The 13,854-nt window shown below is 49.3% G+C and carries 14 protein-coding genes; 12 read left to right on the forward strand and 2 right to left on the reverse strand.

The genetic code is table 11. From position 1 onward, the window contains the following. Positions 1-58 precede the first annotated feature (58 nt). A complete protein-coding gene (locus tag BN3656_RS07255; protein WP_066545880.1) occupies positions 59-1,543 on the forward strand; it encodes an oligosaccharide flippase family protein in 1,485 nt (494 codons plus the stop codon). A 1-nt stretch (position 1,544) separates the two neighbouring features. After that, positions 1,545-2,441, forward strand: a complete 897-nt coding sequence (locus BN3656_RS07260) for a LicD family protein (protein WP_066545882.1) — start codon at positions 1,545-1,547, stop codon at positions 2,439-2,441. Positions 2,442-2,522: 81 nt separating this feature from the next. Here BN3656_RS07260 and BN3656_RS07265 read toward each other — a convergent pair whose 3' ends face one another. After that, positions 2,523-4,034 (reverse strand): L,D-transpeptidase, encoded by a 1,512-nt coding sequence (locus tag BN3656_RS07265; RefSeq protein ID WP_066545884.1) that lies wholly within the window; start codon positions 4,032-4,034, stop codon positions 2,523-2,525. Between the two features lie 145 nt (positions 4,035-4,179). On the opposite strand from BN3656_RS07265, the gene BN3656_RS07270 reads away from it, so the two are divergent. The 10 genes from BN3656_RS07270 (at position 4,180) to BN3656_RS07315 (ending at position 13,390) form a co-directional block, all read left to right on the forward strand. Continuing rightward, complete coding sequence (locus tag BN3656_RS07270) at positions 4,180-5,190, forward strand: glycosyltransferase family 8 protein (protein WP_066545886.1); 1,011 nt, start codon at positions 4,180-4,182, stop codon at positions 5,188-5,190. Between the two features lie 7 nt (positions 5,191-5,197). Then, the gene (locus BN3656_RS07275) at positions 5,198-6,157 is read left to right on the forward strand and encodes a glycosyltransferase family 2 protein (RefSeq protein ID WP_066545893.1); all 960 of its coding nucleotides are present in this window, start codon (positions 5,198-5,200) and stop codon (positions 6,155-6,157) included. A gap of 27 nt (positions 6,158-6,184) precedes the next feature. Further along, a complete protein-coding gene (locus tag BN3656_RS07280; protein ID WP_066545896.1) occupies positions 6,185-6,895 on the forward strand; it encodes a glycosyltransferase family 2 protein in 711 nt (236 codons plus the stop codon). Positions 6,896-6,901: 6 nt separating this feature from the next. Then, positions 6,902-8,197 carry a hypothetical protein gene (locus BN3656_RS07285; protein ID WP_066545899.1) on the forward strand — a complete coding sequence of 432 codons (1,296 nt, stop codon included), beginning with the start codon at positions 6,902-6,904 and terminating at the stop codon, positions 8,195-8,197. Between the two features lie 20 nt (positions 8,198-8,217). After that, positions 8,218-9,174 carry a glycosyltransferase family A protein gene (locus BN3656_RS07290; RefSeq protein WP_066545902.1) on the forward strand — a complete coding sequence of 319 codons (957 nt, stop codon included), beginning with the start codon at positions 8,218-8,220 and terminating at the stop codon, positions 9,172-9,174. A 37-nt stretch (positions 9,175-9,211) separates the two neighbouring features. Next, positions 9,212-9,616, forward strand: a complete 405-nt coding sequence (locus tag BN3656_RS07295; protein ID WP_066545905.1) for a DUF2304 domain-containing protein — start codon at positions 9,212-9,214, stop codon at positions 9,614-9,616. Between the two features lies 1 nt (position 9,617). After that, positions 9,618-11,276, forward strand: coding sequence for a DUF2142 domain-containing protein (locus tag BN3656_RS07300; protein ID WP_096807408.1), 1,659 nt, complete (start codon positions 9,618-9,620; stop codon positions 11,274-11,276). 122 nt (positions 11,277-11,398) lie between these two features. Then, positions 11,399-11,953, forward strand: a complete 555-nt coding sequence (rfbC, locus tag BN3656_RS07305; RefSeq protein ID WP_066545911.1) for a dTDP-4-dehydrorhamnose 3,5-epimerase — start codon at positions 11,399-11,401, stop codon at positions 11,951-11,953. Between the two features lie 18 nt (positions 11,954-11,971). Next, positions 11,972-12,784 (forward strand): ABC transporter permease, encoded by an 813-nt coding sequence (locus tag BN3656_RS07310; RefSeq protein ID WP_066545914.1) that lies wholly within the window; start codon positions 11,972-11,974, stop codon positions 12,782-12,784. A gap of 6 nt (positions 12,785-12,790) precedes the next feature. After that, positions 12,791-13,390 carry a SprT family zinc-dependent metalloprotease gene (locus tag BN3656_RS07315; RefSeq protein WP_066545917.1) on the forward strand — a complete coding sequence of 200 codons (600 nt, stop codon included), beginning with the start codon at positions 12,791-12,793 and terminating at the stop codon, positions 13,388-13,390. 98 nt (positions 13,391-13,488) lie between these two features. Here BN3656_RS07315 and trxA read toward each other — a convergent pair whose 3' ends face one another. Continuing rightward, on the reverse strand, positions 13,489-13,806 hold the full coding sequence (gene trxA / locus BN3656_RS07320) for a thioredoxin (RefSeq protein ID WP_066545927.1): 318 nt from the start codon (positions 13,804-13,806) through the stop codon (positions 13,489-13,491). Positions 13,807-13,854 lie beyond the last annotated feature (48 nt).

The following is a 13,854-nucleotide window of genomic DNA, read 5'->3' on the forward strand; positions in this document are numbered from 1 at the left end:
TGCGAATATGCTACAATTTCAGAAGGCAAATAAATGGAGAGATTGGAGCAGGATCCATATGAATAAAAACAAGTCCGGCAGGACACACAGGATGCCCAGTATCCGTAAAAATTATACCTATAATCTGATTTATCAGGTTATGACGCTTTTGACCCCCTTTATTACCACTCCATACCTCTCAAGGGTTTTAGGGCCGGACGGAACGGGGATCCAGAGCTATACCAATTCCGTGGTTCAGTATTTTGCCATTGCGGCGGCTCTTGGAACAGCCTCCTACGGGCAGAGGGAGATTGCCATGCACCGGGATGATAGGGAAGCGCTGAACCGTCTGTTCTGGGAGATTGAGCTTCTCTGCGCAGGGACGACGGCAGTCTGTCTGGTGTTCTGGCTGGGCGTGATCGGATGTTCAAAAGAGTATGCTCCCTATTACGCTGCATTGTCCATGACGCTGATTGCAGTGGCCTTTGATATTTCATGGTTTTTCGGAGGTCTGGAGGAATACGGGCTGATTGTTCTTCGGAATATGGCTGTAAAATGTGTGGGCATTGTCCTTCTGTTCCTTTTTATCCGCACTAAAAATGATCTTCTCTTATATGTGGCTTTAACGGCAGCAACCGGACTTTTGGGAAATATTTCCATGTGGGGCTATTTAAAACCCTTTGTGGGAAAACCGGATATCCGCCAGCTTAAGCCTCTGCGCCATCTAAAGGAAACGCTGGTGTATTTTATCCCCACCATAGCCACCTCTGTCTATACGATCCTGGATAAAACCATGCTGGGATGGTTCACAGATGGGGACAAGTCCCAGAATGGCTACTACGAATACGCCACAGGGTTTGTGAATATGTCAAAGATTTTGATCATGTCCTTTAATGCGGTTATGTCTGCACGGATGTCCTATCTGTTTGGCGCAGGGAAACTGGATGAGGTGAGAGAGCGTCTTCGCGGTTCTCTGGATTTTGTGCTTCTTTTAGCCATTCCGATCACACTGGGACTTTCAGGGATTGCCGCAGGCTTTGTACCCTGGTTTTTAGGTGATGATTACCTTCCGGTGATCCCTCTGATGTATGTCTGTGCGCCTCTGGTTTTAGTGGTGGGTCTAAGCGACTGTCTGGGAAGCCAGATTTTGACACCGGCAGGGTTAAGGGCTCAGAGCGGCCGTGCGATTGTAGGAGGGGCTGTGGTGAATTTTATCCTGAATTTGATCCTTATTCCTAAATTTCAGTCCTATGGAGCCGCTGCGGCTTCAGTGGCAGCGGAGTGCTTTATCACGCTTTTATATCTCCGGCTTGGCAGGGGATTTGTAAAACTGTCGCTTGTATGGAAATACAGCTGGAGACGCCTGATTGCGGGCGTTTGCATGTTTATAAGCGTAGCTGTGCTGGGCCGTACACTTGTAAAGCTTTGGGGCTATAGTCCGGCAGTGACCTTCTTGCAGATTGGAGCCGGCGCCGTGGTGTATGGCATGATTCTCCTGGTGCTTAGAGATCCCTTTATATGGAAGCAGGTGGAGCGCATTATAAAAAAACAGGAGTATGTTTAAAATGGAAACAGCAGAATTCTATAAAGAAGAAATCCGCTGCGGCTGGAGAGTGGATGAAAAGACAAAGAGGATCTGGGCTGTCCAGCTGGAAATGCTGGACGAGGTGGAGCGGATCTGCAAAAAATACGGTTTGAAATATTTTGCAGACAGCGGTACGCTTATCGGCGCGGTGCGCCATCAGGGATATATTCCCTGGGATGATGATATTGATCTGGCAATGCTCCGGGAGGACTATGAAACATTTCTTAAGGTGGCTCCGGGAGAATTAAAGGAGCATCTGGTGCTACAGACGCCTTACAGGGAGAAAAATTATCTGCGGGCCCATGCCCAGCTGCGAAACAGCCGTACCACAGGCTGCAGCAGGGAGGACAGGAAAGCAGGATATAACTGTGGGATTTTCATTGATATTTTCCCCCTGGATGCCATGCCTGAAGGCCGTGTTCTCTCCAGGATCTGGGCTTTTTCCATCCAGACATTGTGGACGGTGCTTTACACCTGGTATCGGTTTGACTATTATGAAAATGCCACGGTATTTGGGAGGATTTTAAACAGGCTTGGAGCCTTCCTTTCGATTCCTATGGAACGGGCTGTTTCCTTTTATGAAGCAGTCTGCAGGAGGTTTAATGGTACGAATGCCACAAGGGTCTGCGATACGGTATTTATCCGCCATCTGGAAAAAAATACCTGGAAGCGCCAGTGGTTTGATGAAATGGTGTATCTTCCCTTTGAAAACCGCCGGATTCCTGCCCCGGCAGGCTATGATGGACGGCTGAAACAGGAATATGGGGATTATATGAAGCCTGCGAAAGCCCCAACCATGCATGGAAGCCTGTTTCTGGATCCGGATGTTTCCTATGAGGAGTATCAAAAAAACAACTGGAGAGGTGCAGAAGAGTGAAGCTGTCGTCTCATTGAAAATGGGCATAAAAATACCGGAGATCTGTCCTGCATCGGCGCGGACAGCCTCCGGTATTTTGTGTTATCTCAGCCCATTTTCCGGAACATTTACATCGGTAGGATCATAGGTCTGTGTTTCAGGGATCATCTTCTGGATGGCCGGACGGTCAAAGGGCCCCGGTACATCTGAATTGTATACATTTACAGTTGTCCCCAGAGCGCAGTGGTCATAAATCCACTTGGCATCCTCTGTGGTATAGCGGATACAGCCATGAGAGGGAGTCGCGCCCAGGTAGTTGTAGGTTACAGGCTTTAAGGTATAGGGATCCGGTCTCTCATAGATAACAGAGTGGAGCAGGATCGGAATTCCCTGATCCAGACGGGTGCAGTACTGGCAGTATTCATCCGTGTTCATCAGTCTCCAGCGGTATTTCTCAGGCGTCTTGTGATCGCCCAGAGGCGTGTCGTCGCCGGTTGAACAAAGGAATGTCTTATAGGGGATGATAAAGCCGTTTGTACCGTCCTGTATGTAAACCGTGGTACAGTTCATCTGCTTGTTAATCTTAAGCATAAAAGGCCCCTGAGCGTTCAGATAAGGCTCCAGATCCTGTACCAGCTTTCCGTCTGCTTCAAAATAATACTTGTATCCGTCAATGTACTGCCAGCCGGTAACGATCGCGTTGTCTACCACATAGTAGCGGTCTCTGTCATTCCATACCCAGCCGGTGAACAGATCTCCGGTACCGTTGCTGAATACGGGGGTGCCGTTTACAAACTGGATGCCGTCCGGTGCGGCAGATACAAGGGGAGCGTCCATTTTATAGACAGCGCCTTCCGTGCCTTTGCCCCAGAGGGAAAAACGCAGGCCGGTAATGTAGCGTCCGCAGGCCATGGCTCCGTTCGTTCCGCCGTTTTTTGACCAGTCGCAGACCGTTCCATCCGACAGGGTTGCGCAGTAGTATACGTCAAAGCTGTTTCCGAATACGCCGTTTAAACGGATCTGGACCGCTTCAATGGGGCAGTCTGCAGCCCAGGATGTGTGGCCGCCGTTCATGGCCCAGTTACTCCAGCCGCGGGGAGCGCTGTAGGTGCGGTAAAGTACGTCGCCGGGAAGATTATTGGCGTAAATGGACATACTAATAAAGCCGCCTTCACCGGGATAAATGGTGGTATCGTCACGGATGGGATCGGTCCAGGTCATATCCGGACGGAGAAGCTGCACCTGTAAAAAGGCCTGATTGGAAGGAACCTGGGTGCTTTCCTCCGGGGGGACTTCCTGAGCCTGTCCGGCTGTTTCGCCTGAGGCCTGTCCCTCTGTTCCTGCTTCTGGAGCTGGGGTTTCCGTTTCCGGAGAGGCAGTTTCAGACTGGGATGATTCCTGCCCGCCGGTTCCGCTTCCCGGCTCTACGATGATGCCGGGGCCGTTCTGGGTGGTGTCGCCGGAAACGCCGGGAGCCTCCTGTGAAACCTCGGGAGCCTGTGAAACGCCGGGGCCATGGTTGACGTCCTGATCCGCCAGAGCTGTAAGGGCATTTCCTGACAGCAGGGAAGCGGTAAGAACTCCCAAAGCCATATATCGAAGGGATCTTCGCATGATAAAAAACCTCCTGAATGGATGATGTACTGTAACCTAATTTAACATATTTAAAGGAAAAATGCCATAGATGATTTACTTTTTTAAGCTCTTATTGTAAAATCGTAAATAAAATGACCGGAGAATGTAAGAAACAGGTGATCGTATGGCAGAAACAGACTCACGCATCAATATCATATATGCTTCCAATGACGGATACGCAGGCCATCTGGCGGCTTCTCTCTGCTCTCTGTTAGACCATAACCGCAGGGCAGAGCACATCGACATTTATGTTTTGTCTGTAGGGATGTGCACAGAGTATCAGAACCGCCTTAAAAGCCTGGCAGCTTCCTTTGGGCGGAGCCTGAGCGTAGTGGAGCTGGGAAATTTAAAGGAGCGTTTTCCTTATAAAATAGATACAAGAGGCTTTGATATCAGCGCCATGGGCCGTCTGTTTGCACCCAAGGTTCTGCCTGAAAGCGTTGAGCGGGCGTTGTATCTGGACTGTGATACCATTGTGTGCGGTTCGATTGAGCCTCTCTATGAGACAGAGCTGGGGGAATGCCTGACAGGAATGGTGATGGAGCCGACGGTATATCAGGAAATGAAAGAGACCATAGGGATGAAGCCGGAGGATGCATACTTTAATTCCGGGGTGATCCTGATGGATCTGGCCAGATGGAGAGCTGAGGATGTTTTAAAAAAGCTCCTTGATTTTTACGGCGCCCATGCAGGGAGCCTCTTTGCCTGCGATCAGGATACCATAAACGGCGCGTTAAGGGGGAGAATCTGTTCCCTGCCGCCCAAATACAATTTTTTCACCAATTACCGCTATTTTCGCTATCAGACTCTTAAAAAGCTCTGCGCCACTTATGAAGAGGTGGGAGAGCAGGCGTTTTATGAGGCGAAGCGTGCTCCGGTGGTGATCCATTATCTGGGGGATGAGAGGCCCTGGATCAGGGGAAACCATAATCATTATAAAAAATATTATAAAAAGTATCTTACCAGGACGCCCTGGAAGGATATGCCTCTCACAGAGGGAAAATTCCTCTATATGCAGCTGTGGTGGTGCTTTAACCAGATGACGCGGCTGTGCCCCGCCCTTCGTCTTGCCATAAGCAGACGGCTTGGAATGCGGGTGATCGATGCAAGAAAGACAGGAAAGGAAAGAAAGTAAGTTTACAATGGATAGTGACACGGACAGGGATAAGATCTGCTGTATTATTTTAAACTATAATGATGCAGAAACTGCAGCAGGACTGGCAGAGGAGTTAAAGGAGAGCCGTCTGATTGACGATATCCTTCTGGTGGATAACTGCTCCACCGATGATTCATGGGAGAAGTTTAAGAAGCTGGAGCTTGGATGGAAAAAAGAGGAAAAGGAAGATAAAGAGGATATTCTTCCCAGCCTGTGGTTGATACGGACGGATGAAAACGGCGGCTATGGCAGCGGAAACCAGGCAGGAATTGATTATGCCATGGAGTATCTGGAACCGGATTATATTATAATTGCCAATCCGGACGTTCATTTTTCCGATGACTGTGTAAAACGGCTGAAAGAGGTTCTTGAGGCCAGAGAGGATGGAGCCATAGCATCAGCCATGGTGACAGATCCTGAGGGCCGGGAATTGTTTTCCTACTGGGACCTGCAGCCTATGTGGAAGGATCTTCTGGATACGGCTCCGTTAGCCAGACGGATGTTTGCGCCTGTATTAAAAACGCCTCTTTTGGAACTGCCTGAAGGCGGGGACGGCAATACGCGGATCGTGGGCGCACTGCCCGGGTCTTTTTTTATGATAAAGACAGGCTGCTTTACACCGGGTGATTTAGAGGAGCTGTTTGACAGAAATGTGTTCCTTTACTATGAGGAAAAGATTTTAGGGCAGAAGCTGAAAAACCTGGGTTTAAAGGCACTTCTGGCAGTGGATGCCAGATATGTCCATGCCCATTCAGTAACCATTGATAAATGCTATAAAAAGGCGGCTGACCGTCAAAGGCTGCTCCATGAGAGCAAGCTGTATTATTATAAACATTATCTTCATAAAGGCCCGACTTCCCTGACAGCCGCCGGGATGTTTCTGGGACTTGTACTGGCAGAGGTAAGTGTTTTGACCGGCCTTCTAAGGATTAAGGCCGGAAGATAGGGATTTGAGAAAAAGAGGATGACACAGATGGATAAGGTGCTGCTTGTAATACCGGCATATAATGAGGAAAAGAATATAGAGCGGGTGGTAGATCAGCTTACAGAAAGTTTTCCGGAGCTTGACTATATCGTAGTCAATGACGGCTCTAAGGATCGGACTGCAGAGATCTGCAGAAAACGGGGCTACCGTCTTTTGGATCTTCCGGTCAATCTGGGACTGGCCGGCTGTTTTCAGGCCGGGATGAAATACGCCTGGGAAAAGGGCTACCGCTATGCGATCCAGTTTGACGGAGACGGGCAGCACCGTCCGGAATTTATTAAAACCATGAGGGAGAAGATGGACGAGGGCTACGATATTGTGATCGGTTCCCGGTTTGTGACAGAGAAAAAAGACTGGTCTTTTCGCATGCTGGGCAGCCGTATCATCGGCGCGGCAATCCGGCTGACTACGGGGGCACACATAAAGGATCCGACCTCCGGCATGCGTTTGTTTAACCGGAAAATGATCGGGGAATTTGCCCTCAATCTGAACTACGGGCCTGAGCCGGATACCATCTCCTTCCTGATCCACCAGGGGGCCAGAGTGGCTGAGGTTCAGGTGACGATTGATGACCGGACTGCCGGGGAAAGCTATCTTAAGCCGGTTACGGCTGTAAAATATATGGTTCGTATGCTCTTATCCATTCTGGTGATCCAGAATTTCAGGAAACGGCAGCAGGATGCAAAAACGAAAGGATAAATGAGAATGAAACGGATGACGCAGACTCTGTTATATAAGGGGGATCATATAAACCGGGCAAATGTGGTATGGAATATTGCAGGAAGCTTTGTCTATGCATTTGCAAGCATGGTTTTATCCTTTCTTGTAATCCGGCTGGCAGGAGAAGAACAGGGAGGAATTTTTTCCTTCGGCTTTTCGACTCTGGGCCAGCAGCTGTTTTTAGTGGCTTATTTTGGCATCCGCCCCTTCCACATTACAGACGGAGCTGGCGAATATACCTTTGGAGATTACAGAGAGCACAGAAATATAACCTGCCTGATCGCTCTGGCTGCCGGAGCTGTGTTTATGATGATCCGTCACGGGGCGTATCTTCGGGGAGTCGGTGATTATAATGGAGAAAAATGCACCATTCTACTCCTTTTGGTGGTCTATAAGGTGATTGACGGATACGCGGACGTGTATGAATCGGAGTTTCAGCGCCAGGGAAGCCTGTATCTGACGGGAAAATCCAATTTTTTCCGAACCATTCTTTCCGTATCTGTCTTTACGGTCATACTGGCTGCCTTTGAAAACCTGCTTTTGGCCTGTCTGGCAGCAGTAGCGGCTCAGATCGGAGGAGTCATCCTTTTTAATCTGGATGTGATCCATGCTCTTTCCGCTGTGAAATGGGAGGCAAAAAAGGGACAGTGCAGAAAGCTGTTTTTAAGCACAGGCTTTCTCTTTGTGTCTGTATTTCTTGATTTTTATATCTTTTCCTCTGCCAAATATGCCATTGACGCCAGGATGAACAATGCGGCTTCCGGGTATTTTAACTTGATTTTTATGCCTACCTCTGTTATCTATATGGTAGCGAATTTTGTGATCCGCCCCTATCTGACCGTCCTGACAGAATTTTGGGGGAAGGATGACAGGAGGGCTTTTTTTAATACCCTTAAAAGGATCAGCGCGGTGATTGCCGGTCTTACGGTGCTGGCAGTGGGAGGAACCTTATGTCTGGGAAAATGGGTTCTTTCTGTGATGGAGCAGATCATGGGAGGGGATCCGGGCGTGCTGACGGCACATTTCTGGGCATTTACAGGAATCGTGCTGGGAGGCGGTTTTTATGCCTTTGCCAATCTGATGTACTATGCTCTGGTGATTATGCGCAGGCAGAAAACCGTATTTTTCGTATACGGCGCAGGCGCTCTGGCAGCAGCGGTCTTATCAGGCGCTCTGGTAGGAGCCTTTGGGATCGGCGGAGGCGCGCTGTGCTATCTGCTTCTTATGGCGGGCCTTTGCGCAGGCTTTGGCATCTGTACGGCAATCGGGCTGAAAAAGTGAGTGTTTAATAAGGAGGGCCTATGGAAGATAGAAAAAAGGTGGATGTGGTGATCCCCACTTATAAACCGGGAAAGAAATTTTCAAGGCTTTTGAAAATGCTGCAGCGCCAGACTTGGCCTGTGGGGAAGATCATCGTGATGAATACGGAGAAATCATTTTGGAATGAACACGGGTTTGAGGGAATTAAAAACCTGGAGGTTCACCATCTGACAAAAGAGGAATTTGACCACGGAGAGACCAGAAACAGAGGAATGCGCTTCAGCCGGGCAGACATTGTGGTATTTATGACAGATGATGCGGTCCCTGCAGATGAACACCTGATCGAGGCGCTGGTGAAGGCCTTTGAACAGAGAGGACCTGAGGGAGAGGCTGTGATCATGGCTTATGCGAGACAGCTCCCGGATAAGGACTGCCCTTTGGCAGAGCGGTATACAAGGAGCTTTAATTACCCGGAGGAAAGCTGTGTAAAGACAAGGGCAGATCTGGAGCAAATGGGAATCAAGACCTTTTTTGCCTCTAATGTGTGCTGCGCTTATGACCGGGAGAAATTCTGGTTTCAGGGCGGTTTTATCCGCAGGACGATTTTTAATGAGGATATGATTTTTGCGGGAAAGGCCCTTTTGCAGGATGACTACGCAGTGGCTTATGCTGCCAGCGCCCGTGTGATCCATTCCCACAACTATAACTGCAGGCAGCAGTTTAAACGCAATTTCGATCTGGCGGTGTCTCAGGCAGACCATCCGGAGCTCTTTGGCTGCGTGCGGTCGGAAAGCGAGGGAATCCGTCTGGTGAAATCCACAGCCCATTTTCTGATCCACCGGGGAAAGCCCTGGCTGGTGCCGGGACTGGTGGTAAAGAGCGGTTTTAAATTTCTGGGTTACCGGGCAGGAAAATGTTACCGGCTGCTGCCAAAGTGGCTGATCTTAAAGCTTACCATGAACCGGGAATACTGGAAAAAGGCCTGTGACAGAGCGTAAAAGGGCGTGAGGACAGGCCTGGAAAGCGGGGTTTTTGATGATGACAGTTATGCTTCGTGTTGCATTGATTTTTGTATCAGTATTTACCATGACATTTATGATGAGGAAGATACGGCAGGCAAAAATGGAGATTGAAGCTGCCCTTTTCTGGGTGATCATGGCTCTTATGCTGGTGGTTTTCGCCGTTTTTCCCTCTGTGGCAGATTTCTGCGCCAGACTTTTGGGAATCTATGCCACAACGAATTTTCTGTTTCTGTTTATGATCTTTCTGCTGATCGTAAAGCTTTTCAGTATGACGGTCCATATTTCCCAGCTGGAAAGCCGCCAGAGGGAGCTGATACAGAAGATGGCTCTTGAAAAGCGGTTCAAAGAGGAGGAAGAGGAAATGAAGGACGGAGATGAAAGGCGGACGGCCGGGACTGTTTCGGAGCAGGTGCAGTAATATGGAAAAAAAAGGAAATATTTTGGGGCATAAGTGGGCGGCCGGGCCTTTGGCGCTGCTGTTTTTCCTGCTGTGGCACAGCCTGGATCTGAAAGCCTCTGTGACAGAAACAGGAAATACCTGGCTGTTTGGCTGGTATGCAGGGCTTGGGGCTTTGGTGCTTGCAGCGGCGGTTTTTCTGGGGTATGAGCTGTTTATCCGCAGGAAAATGACGCTGGAAGCCTTGTTTGCGGTTTCGGTGCTGTGTCTGGGCGGGATTTATTCCCTAGTGCTCCCGCCTCTTTCTGCGCCCGATGAGGTAAGCCACTATATCAGCGCCTATGAGTGTTCCAATCGTCTGATGGGGCTTCCTTCGGTCAATGAAAAGGGGCTGATCCAGATCCGGCCGGAGGACGCCTGGCTTGAAGATGTGGCGGATGTGCTGGCAGATGACGGAAGTGCTGAGGGCGGGGATGAAAAGCCCGTGATTTTAGGACAGAGCCTGACAGAAGAAACCTACAGGCGGATCCATGAAGAACGTTCCGGTGAAAACGAAGCTGTTCATCGGGAGAACGTTCAAAGTTCTTCTTCTCAGGGCGCGGGTCAGATGGCAAGCTCTTATCAGTTTTCTGTGCGGACCACTCCGCTGGCCTATGGGCCTCAGGCTTTTGGTTTTGTCCTTGCAAGGCTTCTGGGACTTGGAAGCCTGGGCCTTTTGTATCTGGGACGTCTGTTTAATCTGCTCTTTTTTGTAGCCGCCGGCTTTTTGACCTTAAGGCGGCTTCCCTTTGGAAAGACAGCCGTATTTGCCGTATATCTGCTGCCCATGAACCTCCATCTGGTGTCTTCTTTATCGTATGATGTGCTGATTACGGCCTTCTGCGGGTATTTTACGGCAGTCTGCATGGATTTAGCCTATAAGGCGGATAGGGTAAAATGGAAAGATGTGGTTCTTCTGGCATTTTTACTGGCAGTCATGGGACCCTGCAAGATGGTATACGGAGTGATCGCGGGGCTGTGCCTTCTGATCCCGGTGAAAAAGTTTGGGGGCTGGGGCCGGTGGACGGCTTCTGCGGCAGGGGTGCTGGGAGCCTTTGCGGCAGCCATGGCTGCAGTTAATCTGGGAACCGTTTCCATGTATACTCAGGCAGAGGACAGCTATATTGCCTGGGCCGGAGAGACGGGATATACCTTTACGGAGCTGCTCCACCGTCCTCTTCATGTGCTGAAAATGTGTTATGACACGCTGGCGTGGAAGGGAACGCAGCTGTTTGAAGGAATGATCGGCGGCTCTCTGGGAAATCAGGATCCTGTTTTAAATACACCGACCGTGATCATATTGGCTCTGTGTACCATTTTAGTGGTGCTGGCGTTAAAAAAGCCGGGAGAAGAAGTGATGTTTTCCACAGGAAACAGGCTGTGGATCTGGTTTCTGGCGCTGCTGCTTTTAGGGGTGCTGATGTTTTCCATGCTGTTAGCCTGGACTCCCAGAAGCGCGTCCATGATTGAAGGCGTTCAGGGAAGATATCTGCTGCCCTTCCTTCCGGCGGTTCTGCTTACATTCCGCAGCAGCCGGGTGGTACGGACGGGAAGCGACGACAGAGGGCTGCTTTATGCGGTGATGATGATGGATCTGTATGTGGCAGTGCGGATTTTTGCGGTGGTGTGCCTGCGGCTGTAGAGAGAAGCAGCATAAACAGTTGCACCCTTGTGGATAACGTGGTAAAATTTCCTGATAGATGTGGAAAAGCGGCTTTCGGGCTGCTGAATGACTCAGGATGGATGAAAGAAGGAGAAAGAATCATGGGAAAGATCAAAGTGACAACATGTGAAATTGAAGGACTTTATGTAATTGAGCCTACGGTTTTTAAGGATGAGAGAGGCTATTTTATGGAAACCTATAACCAGAATGACTTTAAGGAAGCAGGCCTTAATATGACCTTTGTACAGGACAATCAGTCCATGTCCGTAAAAGGCGTTTTAAGGGGCCTTCATTTCCAGAAGCAGTATCCTCAGGGCAAGCTGGTACGTGCGGTAAGGGGAACGGTCTTTGACGTTGCCGTAGACCTGCGTTCCGATTCCAAAACCTATGGAAAGTGGTTCGGCGTGACCTTATCTGCTGAAAACAAGAAGCAGTTTTACATTCCGGAGGGCTTTGCACACGGTTTTCTGGTTCTCTCTGATGAGGCGGAGTTTGCCTACAAGTGCACAGACTTCTATCATCCGGGCGATGAGGGCGGCCTTCTCTGGAGCGACCCTGAGATCGGCGTAGAGTGGCCTATCGAGCCGGGAATGGAGCTGATCATTTCCGAGAAGGATAAGAAATGGAGCGGTCTTAAGGATACCTTTAAATTCTGACAGTGAAGGATACGGATTATGAATTATGCAGTTTCTCTGTTAAAGGAGATTATTACAAAGCGAAAGCTCATATGGGATCTTGGAAAGGCTGATTTCAGAAAACGGTTCGTGGGTTCTTACTTCGGTATTGTATGGATGTTTATTCAGCCCATTGTGACCGTAGTCATTTATGCGGTGATTTTCGGAATCGGTTTTAAGTCTCCGCCGCCTGTTCCTGGAGTCAGCTATGTGGCATGGCTGGTTCCGGGCATTGTACCCTGGTTCTTTTTCAGCGAGGCGTTAAACACAGGAACGGGCTGTCTTCAGGAATACAGCTATCTGGTCAAAAAGGTGGTTTTCAAAGTAGAGATCCTGCCGATCATCAAGCTGATTTCCTGTCTGCTGGTCCATGCCTTTTTCGTGCTGATCATGGCGGGAATGTACCTGATCGCCGGGATGCCGGTGCGCGTTACCTGGATCCAGGTTCTCTATTATACCTTTGCAGCCTCTGTGCTGGTGCTGGGACTGGGATATTTTACAGCTTCTGTCAATGTATTTTTTAAGGATATGGCTCAGATCGTGGGAATCTGCCTGCAGTTTGGCATCTGGCTCAGCCCCATTATGTATCATGAATCTATGTTTACAGACCGTATGCCCTGGATGGAACCGATTTTTAAACTGAATCCTTTTTACTATATCGTCACCGGATACAAGGACAGCATGATTACAGGCAACTGGTTCTGGGAGCGGCCGAAGCTGACGCTGTATTACTGGGCCTTCACCCTGATCGTACTTCTTTGCGGACTTAAGATGTTTAAAAAACTCAGGCCTCATTTTTCCGATGTTCTGTAAGCGGATATGATAGGAAAGATAGGGATTGGCTGGAGACAGGGAGAGCGGGAAGGAACGATCGAGGCACAGGTGGTCTATTCCCGACGCCACAGTCTGGCACTGGAGATAAAGACGGATGGTCAGGTGATCATCCGTGCGCCGGAGGGCATTTCGGAAGGAGTGCTGATGGAGTTTGTACGAACCCGGCAGGAATGGATTCTGAAGAAATGGTTCGATTCGGAAACAAAGAGACGAAATCTGGCTCAGGTATTTCCACATGACTATGAGGAAGATCCAAAGCTTGAGGCGGCTTACCGCAGGAAGGCACGGGAGCGGATTGGGCAGAGGATTGCGTATTTTGCGGCTTTGATGGGAGTAACCTATGGGCGGATTTCCATCCGCAGCGCCAAAACACGCTGGGGAAGCTGCAGCAGTGAGGGAAATTTAAATTTCCACTGGAAGCTGGTGCTGATGCCGCCGGAGGTTCTGGATTATGTGGTGGTCCATGAGCTGGCTCACCGAAAGGAGATGAACCATTCCCGGAAGTTTTGGGCAGAAGTAAAGAATGTGCTTCCCGATTATGAGAAGAGAAGAAAGTGGCTGAAAGAATTTGGAGGATACGTGTAGGTACCCTGATTTCCGGCTGCGGGACAATAAAAGAGGATTGAATGCTTCGTTTGACAGATATCGCAGCGAAGGGTTCAATCCTCTTATGTGTTTATGGTTTATTTGGATTTGGCAATGGCATTTTCCAGATCAGCAGGAGAAATGAGTCCTACGGTTTTATTTACGATCTCTCCTCTCTTGAAGTAGAGAAGGGTGGGAACGCTCATGACTCCGAAACGGGATGCCAGATCCATTTCTTCATCAATGTCTACCTTGTAGAAATGTACCTCCGGATGAACCTCTGCCATGCGTTCTACTGCGGGAGCCAGCATTTTGCAGGGACCGCACCAGGTTGCAAAGAAATCAACGACTACTACGTCGTCACCGGCATTTACTGCCTGGTCGAAATCAGCGGATGTGAGATGTGAAAGTGCCATATATATTACCTCCTGTAAATGTGAATTCGTTTTCTGTTGTATATAGGA

The sequence above is a fragment of the Clostridium sp. AT4 genome, from assembly GCF_001517625.2.
Lineage (GTDB): Bacteria > Bacillota > Clostridia > Lachnospirales > Lachnospiraceae > Enterocloster.

Excerpts from the sequence above, each read along its gene's own strand:
- trxA (WP_066545927.1), bottom strand. The coding sequence starts at position 13,806 with ATGGCACTTTCACATCTCACATCCGCTGATTTCGACCAGGCAGTAAAT.
- BN3656_RS07300 (WP_096807408.1), top strand. The coding sequence starts at position 9,618 with ATGGAAAAAAAAGGAAATATTTTGGGGCATAAGTGGGCGGCCGGGCCT.
- BN3656_RS07315 (WP_066545917.1), top strand. The coding sequence starts at position 12,791 with ATGATAGGAAAGATAGGGATTGGCTGGAGACAGGGAGAGCGGGAAGGA.
- BN3656_RS07255 (WP_066545880.1), top strand. The coding sequence starts at position 59 with ATGAATAAAAACAAGTCCGGCAGGACACACAGGATGCCCAGTATCCGT.
- BN3656_RS07295 (WP_066545905.1), top strand. The coding sequence starts at position 9,212 with ATGATGACAGTTATGCTTCGTGTTGCATTGATTTTTGTATCAGTATTT.
- BN3656_RS07275 (WP_066545893.1), top strand. The coding sequence starts at position 5,198 with ATGGATAGTGACACGGACAGGGATAAGATCTGCTGTATTATTTTAAAC.
- BN3656_RS07290 (WP_066545902.1), top strand. The coding sequence starts at position 8,218 with ATGGAAGATAGAAAAAAGGTGGATGTGGTGATCCCCACTTATAAACCG.
- BN3656_RS07285 (WP_066545899.1), top strand. The coding sequence starts at position 6,902 with ATGAAACGGATGACGCAGACTCTGTTATATAAGGGGGATCATATAAAC.
- BN3656_RS07270 (WP_066545886.1), top strand. The coding sequence starts at position 4,180 with ATGGCAGAAACAGACTCACGCATCAATATCATATATGCTTCCAATGAC.
- BN3656_RS07310 (WP_066545914.1), top strand. The coding sequence starts at position 11,972 with ATGAATTATGCAGTTTCTCTGTTAAAGGAGATTATTACAAAGCGAAAG.
- BN3656_RS07265 (WP_066545884.1), bottom strand. The coding sequence starts at position 4,034 with ATGCGAAGATCCCTTCGATATATGGCTTTGGGAGTTCTTACCGCTTCC.
- BN3656_RS07260 (WP_066545882.1), top strand. The coding sequence starts at position 1,545 with ATGGAAACAGCAGAATTCTATAAAGAAGAAATCCGCTGCGGCTGGAGA.
- rfbC (WP_066545911.1), top strand. The coding sequence starts at position 11,399 with ATGGGAAAGATCAAAGTGACAACATGTGAAATTGAAGGACTTTATGTA.
- BN3656_RS07280 (WP_066545896.1), top strand. The coding sequence starts at position 6,185 with ATGGATAAGGTGCTGCTTGTAATACCGGCATATAATGAGGAAAAGAAT.